The organism is Flavobacterium sp. GW821-FHT11G01 (genome assembly GCF_058808175.1).
Genome location: NZ_JBXARK010000005.1, coordinates 335,691 through 344,557, shown reverse-complemented (window position 1 = coordinate 344,557; position 8,867 = coordinate 335,691). Strand labels below are relative to the sequence as shown.

General features: G+C 32.1%; 7 protein-coding genes. 5 read left to right on the top strand and 2 right to left on the bottom strand.

Translation table 11 applies throughout. The features are described 5' to 3' along the window. Nucleotides 1-121: 121 nt before the first annotated feature. The 3 genes from AC1RRN_RS12140 (at nucleotide 122) to AC1RRN_RS12130 (ending at nucleotide 3,729) form a co-directional block, all read left to right on the top strand. Nucleotides 122-493 carry a BlaI/MecI/CopY family transcriptional regulator gene (locus tag AC1RRN_RS12140; protein ID WP_492967552.1) on the top strand — a complete coding sequence of 124 codons (372 nt, stop codon included), beginning with the start codon at nucleotides 122-124 and terminating at the stop codon, nucleotides 491-493. Beyond that, nucleotides 490-1,902 carry an N-acetylmuramoyl-L-alanine amidase gene (locus AC1RRN_RS12135; protein WP_492967551.1) on the top strand — a complete coding sequence of 471 codons (1,413 nt, stop codon included), beginning with the start codon at nucleotides 490-492 and terminating at the stop codon, nucleotides 1,900-1,902. The genes AC1RRN_RS12140 and AC1RRN_RS12135 overlap by 4 nt, the downstream gene beginning before the upstream one ends. Nucleotides 1,903-2,016: 114 nt before the next feature. After that, complete coding sequence (locus AC1RRN_RS12130) at nucleotides 2,017-3,729, top strand: energy transducer TonB (RefSeq protein ID WP_492967550.1); 1,713 nt, start codon at nucleotides 2,017-2,019, stop codon at nucleotides 3,727-3,729. Nucleotides 3,730-3,889: 160 nt separating this feature from the next. On the opposite strand, the gene AC1RRN_RS12125 is transcribed toward AC1RRN_RS12130, so the two are convergent. Further along, on the bottom strand, nucleotides 3,890-5,254 hold the full coding sequence (locus AC1RRN_RS12125; RefSeq protein WP_492967549.1) for a saccharopine dehydrogenase family protein: 1,365 nt from the start codon (nucleotides 5,252-5,254) through the stop codon (nucleotides 3,890-3,892). Nucleotides 5,255-5,444: 190 nt separating this feature from the next. Here AC1RRN_RS12125 and AC1RRN_RS12120 point away from each other — a divergent pair, with 190 nt between their 5' ends. Continuing rightward, nucleotides 5,445-5,831, top strand: coding sequence for a DUF423 domain-containing protein (locus AC1RRN_RS12120; protein WP_492967548.1), 387 nt, complete (start codon nucleotides 5,445-5,447; stop codon nucleotides 5,829-5,831). A gap of 204 nt (nucleotides 5,832-6,035) precedes the next feature. Further along, a complete protein-coding gene (pckA, locus tag AC1RRN_RS12115; protein WP_492967547.1) occupies nucleotides 6,036-7,640 on the top strand; it encodes a phosphoenolpyruvate carboxykinase (ATP) in 1,605 nt (534 codons plus the stop codon). Between the two features lie 128 nt (nucleotides 7,641-7,768). Here the strand turns inward: pckA and AC1RRN_RS12110 are convergent, their stop codons facing one another. Beyond that, a complete protein-coding gene (locus AC1RRN_RS12110; protein ID WP_492967546.1) occupies nucleotides 7,769-8,827 on the bottom strand; it encodes a phytase in 1,059 nt (352 codons plus the stop codon). Nucleotides 8,828-8,867: the final 40 nt, after the last annotated feature.

Sequence of the window (8,867 nt, the reverse complement as noted above, 5' to 3'; positions counted from 1 at the left end):
AGAATAAAGAATAAAGAATAAAGAATAAAGAATAAAGAATAAAGAATAAAGAATAAAGAATAAAGAATAAAGAATTTAATCTTAGCAACTCAGTATCTCAGAACCTTAGAACCTTAAAAAAATGCAACTATCAAACTCAGAAGAACAATTAATGGAACATCTTTGGAAGCTTGAAAAAGCTTTTATGAAAGATTTGCTTGAAGCGTATCCAGAACCAAAGCCGGCGACAACAACTGTTGCAACGCTTTTGAAACGAATGATTGACAAAAAATTTGTTGCTTATAACGAATTTGGGAATTCAAGAGAATATTATCCATTGGTAAAAAAGACCGTTTATTTTTCAAAACACGTAAACGGATTAATCAGCAATTTTTTTAATAATTCGGCCTCACAATTTGCTTCGTTTTTTACAACCGAAACAAATCTATCAGCTTCAGAATTGGAAGATCTCAGAAAAATAATCGACTCAGAAATTCAAAAAAAGAAAAAATGATCGACTTTCTTATAAAATCGACAGTTAGCTTAAGTGTCCTTTTGGTTGTGTACCATTTGTTCTTACAAAAAGAAAAAATGTTTCGCTTCAACAGGTACTTTTTATTAGTCAGTTTATTGTTTTCAATAGTAGTTCCTTTTACATCTTTTGAAATTCAACAAGATATTCCTATTGCGTACAATAATGTAATTAAGTTTCAGACGGCAAACACTCTTCCAATTCAGGAAGAAGTGACAAGTATAAACACAGAAGAACAAACTAATTATTGGCTTTCTCTGTTATGGATAACTTATATCGCAATTACTTTAATACTAAGCTATCGGTTTATCCAAAATATTTATAGAATCACATCCAAGGCTAAAGTGTCTAAAATCATTGTGTATCAAAACATAAGAATGGTTTTACTCTCAGAAGAAACTTTGCCTTATTCTTTTTGGAATTCCATTTACATAAATCAAAATGATTTTGAAAATGGATTAATAGAACAAGAATTGTTTACGCATGAAATTGCCCATGTAAAGCAAAAACATACTCTTGATGTGATTTTTATAGAAATTTTGAAAACATTGTTTTGGTTCAATCCGATTTTTATTTTTTACAAAAAAGCCATGCAGCTTAACCATGAGTTTTTGGCAGATGAAAATGTAATAATGGCACACACTGATGTTTGTTTATATCAAAAGCTTTTACTCAATAAATTAAGTACTTCGCAGCCCATTTATCTGGCTAGTAATTTAAATTTTTTATCAACAAAAAAACGACTTATCATGATGACAAAAATCACTTCAAAAACAAAAATTTTAGTAATGAAATCTTTAGCTATTTCAGGTATTTTGACACTGTTTTTATTATTTGCTTTCAAACCATTACCATTGGGCATCAAAAAGACTATAGTAATTGATGCTGGACACGGCGGGGAAGATAGTGGAGCACAAATAGGTGCCGAGCAAGAAAAGAAAATTGTGGAAAATATTGCTAAAAAAATAAGCGTATTGAATGGCAAAGATGAAATTGAAATTATTTTGCTTAGAAACGACGATAGTTTTGTAGAATTAAGTGAAAGGGTATCGAAAATAAACAAGATAAATCCGAGTTTGGTAATTTCTTTACATGTAAATAGTTCAAAAAATCTGAATGAAAATGGAGTAAATGCATATGTTTCAAAACAAAATGGTTTTTATGAAAAATCAAAAGAAAGCGCTGAAAATTTAGTTGATAAAATCTCAAACGAAAAACTTGCTAAAGGAGAGGTTAAAGAGGCGAACTATTATGTGCTTAAAAACTCAAAATGCCCCGCACTAATAGTAGAAATTGGCTATTTAACAAATGAGAATGACAGAAATTATCTGGTTAGCGAAAATGGACAAAATGAAATTGCAAATAAAATAGTTGAATTCATAAAATTATAAACGTCTACCAAGACATGCTATTACAATTGAATTAGGCAATTACATATTTCTATCGCATCATTAGCATTGGAAATTCAGTTAATGAATGGATTTTAAACTTCAAAAAAAGAAAAAATGACCGACTTTCTTATAAAATCAACCGTGGCTTTAAGCGTCTTTCTTATCTTTTATCATTTGGTATTAGAAAGAGAGAAGATGCATCAGTTTAATAGATTCTATCTGCTGTTTTCAATCGTAATTTCATTAATAATTCCTTTTGTTTCATTTGAAATTATCAAAGAAATTCCAGTAAATTCTACAAGTCAGCTTGTTGTCAATCAGCCAATAATTCAGGTGCAAAATGTTGTCGAGGAAACCAATTACAAATTGATTTTTTTGTGGAGCTTTTATGCAGTAGTGACTTTGATATTGACTTTAAGATTTGGAAGAAACATTAAAAACTTTACATCTAAAATCAACAGAAATCCTTCGATAGATTTTAAAAACTCAAAATTGATTTTGGTAGAAGAAAAAATTCTGCCACATACTTTCCTGAATTACATTTTTATTAATGCGGATGATTTTAAAACCCAGAATATTGAAGCAGAATTATACACGCATGAATTAGTTCATGTTACTCAAAAACACACATTAGATATTTTGTTTGTGGAGTTTTTGATGACCGTTTTTTGGTTTAATCCTATCTTTTTATTTTATAAAAAAGCAATACAGCTCAATCACGAATTTCTTGCAGATCAGGAAATTGTGAAAACTTATAATGATGTTCCATTTTATCAAAATCTGCTTTTAAATAAAGCAAGTGGAAGTCAAACGATTTACTTGGCCAGTAATTTGAATTATTTAGTAACAAAAAAACGATTAATTATGATGAAAAAAAGAACATCTAAAAACACAGCGTTTCTAAAGAAAATTGCTGCCTTGCCCGTTGTCATTGGTTTAATGTTTCTGTTATGTGTGGAAACTATTGCTCAGGAAATTAAAACGGATGTAGAAAACAAAAACAAACAGAATACGTTGTCTTCCGATAAATATTATGATAAAACAATCATCGTTTTTAAAGACAAAAAGACAGGCACTATTGAGCGAAAAAAATATTCGGAATTGACTGATCAGGAGAAAAAGTCAATTGCTCGTTTATCATCAATTCCATCAAAAAAAGAACTTACTCAAAGTGAGTTTGAGAAATTTAAAGATCAGTCAAAATTTGCCATTTGGATAGATGGAAGAAACACTTTAAATTCTAATTTGAATCAATATAAAGCAACTGATTTTGTTCATTATCATAATAGTTTCGTTTATAATAATGCCAGAAGCGAAAAATTTCCACAAGAACATCAGGTAAGTTTGTATACAAATGAAGGCTTCACAAATGCCTATGAGAAAAATCGCGATGAAGGGCCTAAAAGAATAGAAATTATTAGAAATGGTAGTGCAAAAAAACAAGCTGATTTAACCAAAAAAGTTTCCTCACAGGTTAATGAACCATCTGAAAAATCTGATTCTGAAGGTTTAATTATAGATCCAATTGAAACAAAACCTGAGTTTCCAGGTGGTATCCCTGAGTTTTATAATTTTATAGGGAAGAATTTCAAAGTGCCGGCTGAAGCTGCGATAAACAAAATAGAAGGAAAAATATATATCCAGTTTATTATTGAAAAGGATGGAACTTTGTCTGATTTTAAAATGATAAAAGATTTGGGTTATGGATTAGGGGATGAGGCAATTCGTGTTTTAAAACTTTCTCCAAAATGGATTCCCGGTAGTCAAAGCGGAAAAACGGTTCGAATGATGTACAGTTTACCAATAACAATTCAGACTCCGAAATAAGTTAAAAAAAAGGTTCAAAGGAGCAGAGGTTCAAAGGGACAAAGATCGTAAAAAAAGAGAATCTTTGCACCTTTGTTCCCAAAAAAAAATCCGCTTCTGTATCATAGAAGCGGATAAAATTAAAAACTAAAAAAAAATCTCAAAAAAAAAGTAATCAGAACTAAAAAAGGTCCGGATTATATCCAAAGTAAGGCATGGTTTGTTCGTTAAAAACAACACCATACTCTTCTAATTCTTTTAAAATAGGCAGATAAACTTCTTTTTTTATAGGAAGCTGTACGCCGGGAGTTGTGATTTTTCCATTCAAGATCAATAAAGTCGCAATAGCGACCGGAAGTCCAACTGTTTTTGCCATCGCCGTGTAGGTTTGATCGTCTCCAATACAAACCATTTTCGAATCGATTTGAGTTTTTTCACCATATAATTCATAACCGAATTTATGGTACATCACTATCATATCTTTGTCATCTGGAGCCAAAGTCCAGCTATCAGATAATATTTTTTCTAATATTTGAGCAGGCGTCACATTCGGTAAATTCACTTTCTTGTCCGCATTAAATAAATCAAGTTCCAAAAGCTTGTCCCACATAATGTCGTCCTGATCAATTTTTAAGATCAATCGCATTTTAATTTCAACAGAATCCGTTGGGTGATAAGGTAAAAAGGAGTTTGTAAATTGGCGGTAACTCATGTTTTCAGAATCTTCCATGATATAGCTGTCATCTGTCATTCCTAATTGTACAAACATATTCCATGCTTTCGAAAAACCAACTCTTCTAATGGTTCCGCGATATAAGGTCAAAATATCATCCAAACCATAAATAGAACGATATTTAAGCGAATCACGGTTGGAATAGGCTTCAAATTTACCGTAGCCCTCTACTTCAAGAAATTCTGTTCTGCGAAATAAAGTTCCGTATGGAATGTACTTATAAGTACCTTCCTGAATAAATTTTGCTGCACCACCCTGACCCGCCAATACTACATTTCTTGGCGCCCAGGTAAATTTGTAATTCCACAAATTATTATCTGACTCAGGAGCTACCAAGCCGCCACAAAACGATTCAAAAAGCAACATATTACCACCTTTAGACCTAATTTCGTCAATAACTTTCATGGCACTCATATGGTCAATTCCGGGATCAAGACCAATTTCATTCATGAAAATCAAATTGTTCTTTTTTGCCTCTTCGTCAAGTGCCTGCATGGCATCACTTATATAAGAGGCGGTTACAAGATGTTTTTTGAATTGTAGGCAATCTTTTGCAATTTCTATATGTAAATGAGCCGGCAACATCGAAATCACGATAGAAGCTTTTTCTATCGCAGCTTTTCTTTCATCGGTATCAAATATGTTTAAAGCAATTGGAGTAGCATTAGGATGGTTTTCTGTCTTTTTTTCGGCTAAAGCCAATGATAAGTCGGCTACAATAAGATGTAGATTTTCACTTTCTGATTTTGATAGTAAATAACGTATCAATGAAGAGGCTGATCTTCCGGCTCCGATAATTAAAATGCTTCTCATGTTTTAAATATGTAACACAAATATATTAAATTGTTACAAATATAACAATTGAAATGATTTAAAAAAATGAATTCTTTTTTATTTCTGACAAAAAAGTAAAGGATTCTTTTTCACAAAAAGATTTAATAAAGTAAAAAGCTTTTTGAATACTTTGAAGTATTTTTGTTTAAAATTAAAAGTATAGAAAATTATGAAAAGAAGAATTATACTCACTGGTGCATTTATAGGTATGTTAGCTATTATTTTGGGAGCTTTTGGAGCACATCTTCTAAAAAAATACTTATCGGTAGAGCAACTGGTGACTTTTGAAACCGGAGTTCGTTATCAAATGTATCATGCTTTCTTTTTACTTTTTCTTTCAACCCGAAAAGAGTTTACTCCAAAAGCTTTAAAAACAATCTATAATTTAACGGTTGCAGGTGTAATTTTGTTTAGTGGTTCGATCTATTTATTAACTACAAAAAACCTTACATTATTCGATTCTAAAATTATCGTATTCGCAACACCTTTAGGAGGTTTTCTATTAATTCTCGCTTGGTTAGGATTATTTGTTAGTATTTTTAAGCAAAAATCATAAAATACAGAATAAAAAATTCTATCTAAAAATTAATCTTTAATTTTGTCTCATAAAATAACATAAAACTTTACTTCTGTGAATTTTTATTAATTTTCATTTGTATTGATGAAAAATATAACAATTCAATATCTTTAAGATAACTACTTAAAGATCAAAGTAAAATATGTTTTATATTAAAAAAATAATATACACAACGACTAAATTATGGACACTAACACACTTTTCTCGCAATCGATTTCGTTAAAGGAATTAGGAATTGAAAATGCCAAAGTTCACTATCAATTATCAGCAGATGAACTGCATGCTATTACAGTGCAATCAGGACAAGGTGTCGAAAACGCTACAGGAGCATTGGCAATCAATACAGGCGAGTTTACAGGACGCTCTCCACAGGATCGTTTTATCGTAAAAGATAGTATTACTGAAGATAAAGTTTGGTGGGGAAATGTTAATATTCCGTTTTCATCAGAAGCTTTCGAAAAATTATATAATAAAGTAACACAGTTTTTATCCAATAAAGAAGTATTTGTACGCGATTCATACGTTTGTGCAGATGCTAATTATAGATTAAATGTTCGTGTAGTAACAGAAACAGCCTGGTCTAATTTGTTCTGTTATAATATGTTTTTAAGACCAGAAGAGTCGGAATTAACAAACTTTACTCCGGAATGGACTGTAATTTGTGCACCAAGTTTTATGGCTGATCCTGCCGTAGACGGAACACGTCAGTCTAATTTTGCTATTTTAGATTTTACTAAAAAAGTAGCACTTATTGGCGGAACAGGATATACAGGAGAAATGAAAAAGGGAATTTTCTCTGCTTTAAATTTCATTTTACCGGTTTTCAAAAATACATTACCAATGCACTGTAGTGCTAATGTTGGTGAAGCGGGCGATACTGCCATTTTCTTTGGTTTATCAGGAACAGGAAAAACAACTTTATCTGCAGATCCTGCACGTAAATTAATTGGTGACGATGAGCACGGATGGACTGCTGAAAACAGTGTTTTCAACTTTGAAGGAGGTTGTTATGCTAAAGTAATTAACTTATCTGAAGAAAATGAACCGGACATTTTTAGAGCGATCAAAAAAGGAGCGCTTTTAGAAAATGTGGTTTTCAAAGCAGGAACAAACGAAGTAGATTATGATGATGTTTCTATCACTCAAAATACGCGTGTAAGTTACCCAATAACTCATATTGATAATATTCAGCCAGGTTCTATTGGCCACAATCCAAAAAATATATTTTTCCTGACGGCAGATTCTTTCGGAATTTTGCCTCCAATCTCAAAACTGACTCCAGGTCAGGCTGCTTACCATTTTATTTCAGGATATACGGCAAAAGTGGCCGGAACTGAAGCGGGTGTAACAGAACCACAACCTAACTTTTCAGCTTGTTTTGGAGCACCATTTATGCCTTTGCACCCAACTCGTTATGCAGAAATGTTAACTAAAAAAATGAAGGACGCAGGCGTAAAAGTTTGGTTGATCAACACAGGTTGGACAGGCGGACCTTACGGAACAGGAAGCCGTATGAAATTAAAATATACTCGTGCCATGATTACTGCTGCATTAAACGGTGAATTAGATAACGTAGAATATAAAAATCATGCAGTGTTTGGAATTGCAAAACCGCAATCTTGCCCGAATGTTCCAAGCGAAATTTTAAATCCGAGAAATACTTGGGAAAATCCTGAGTTATATGATAAAAAAGCAATTGAACTGGCTCAGAAATTCAAAGCGAATTTTGCCAAATTTGAAGAGTTTGCAAACGAAGAAATCTTGGCAGGAGCGCCAAAAACGGAATAAGGAATAAGGAAAATTACTAATTCAAATTAAAAAAAGCTGTTCATAACGAACAGCTTTTTTGTTTGGTCTTCAATCGCAGTAAAAAAAAAAATAAAAACACTGAAACCTGCGGCTGAAAAACCTAAAAATTATTTTTTAGCGTCATCAATACGTTTCTGCATTAAATCCCAAGCATAATAATGAAAGGTCATTCCGTTGCTCATGGCTACAAAAAGTCCGTTTTTATATTTTCCTCCCAAATTAATATTGGTCACATCAGCGCCATCGCATTCTATTGTTGAGGTTGGAATTTCTGCTAATAATGGATAATTATTTGGATTGCCTTTTGCACCTTCTCTCGGATAAACCATAAAAGTATTCGCTTGTTGGTTTGATACTAAAATATAACCGGTAGAATCTGTTTTTTTATAAATCGCAATTCCTTCGTTATCAGCTTTAAAACCAGTTTTCCCAAATAAAGCCATTTCCTTGTTATCATTCAAAGCAGGATCAGCTTTGTATTTTCTGATTCCGAATTGCTCGTCACAATATATAATAGTCCCCAGTTCATTATCAACTGCAATAGCTTCAATTTCTTTTTTTCCGCTGTAAGCGCCAAATTTGCGTACTATTTTTGCGGTGGCAAATTTTCCGTTTCCAGAAAGTTCATATTGCCATAAATAACTTCCTGATGTTCCGGATTTTCTTCCAACAATGGCAAAAATTTTATGATCACTTGGGCGTGTGTATAAAGCAATTCCCATTGGGTCGCGTAATTCTTCATTTTCAAAAACCGAAATTCCTCCGTTGTCAATTGGTTTTAGATCAGGTAAACTGAAGATTCTGATTTTGTTGCTTTCACGTTCTGTAGTTACGGCAATGTCTACTTTTTTTCCATCGATGATTAATCCGTAAGCGATATCAACATTGTTAGGACGTTTTAAAACTTCAGATTTACCGACAATTTTTCCATTTAAATCAAAAGCATACAAACCGCCATCTGTATCCTTATCGGTTCCAACAATAATACTTTTTGTGGAATCAGTAGGATGAATCCAAATAGACGGATCATCGGTATCGTGAGGTAAAGCTTCAGTAACTGTCGTAGGTTTTAATGCATTTTTAGCAACAAGAGCTAGTTTATCATCTTTACAAGAAATGAATAAAACACTTAAAAGTAAAAAAGTGATTATAAATTTATTTTTCATTTGAGTTTCATTTGAATAAAATTAGACAGAACTAATATCT

Bases quoted from the DNA above. Each gene is read 5' to 3' on its own strand.
- AC1RRN_RS12140 (WP_492967552.1), top strand. From the start codon at position 122: ATGCAACTATCAAACTCAGAAGAACAATTAATGGAACATCTTTGGAAG.
- AC1RRN_RS12135 (WP_492967551.1), top strand. From the start codon at position 490: ATGATCGACTTTCTTATAAAATCGACAGTTAGCTTAAGTGTCCTTTTG.
- AC1RRN_RS12130 (WP_492967550.1), top strand. From the start codon at position 2,017: ATGACCGACTTTCTTATAAAATCAACCGTGGCTTTAAGCGTCTTTCTT.
- AC1RRN_RS12125 (WP_492967549.1), bottom strand. From the start codon at position 5,254: ATGAGAAGCATTTTAATTATCGGAGCCGGAAGATCAGCCTCTTCATTG.
- AC1RRN_RS12120 (WP_492967548.1), top strand. From the start codon at position 5,445: ATGAAAAGAAGAATTATACTCACTGGTGCATTTATAGGTATGTTAGCT.
- pckA (WP_492967547.1), top strand. From the start codon at position 6,036: ATGGACACTAACACACTTTTCTCGCAATCGATTTCGTTAAAGGAATTA.
- AC1RRN_RS12110 (WP_492967546.1), bottom strand. From the start codon at position 8,827: ATGAAAAATAAATTTATAATCACTTTTTTACTTTTAAGTGTTTTATTC.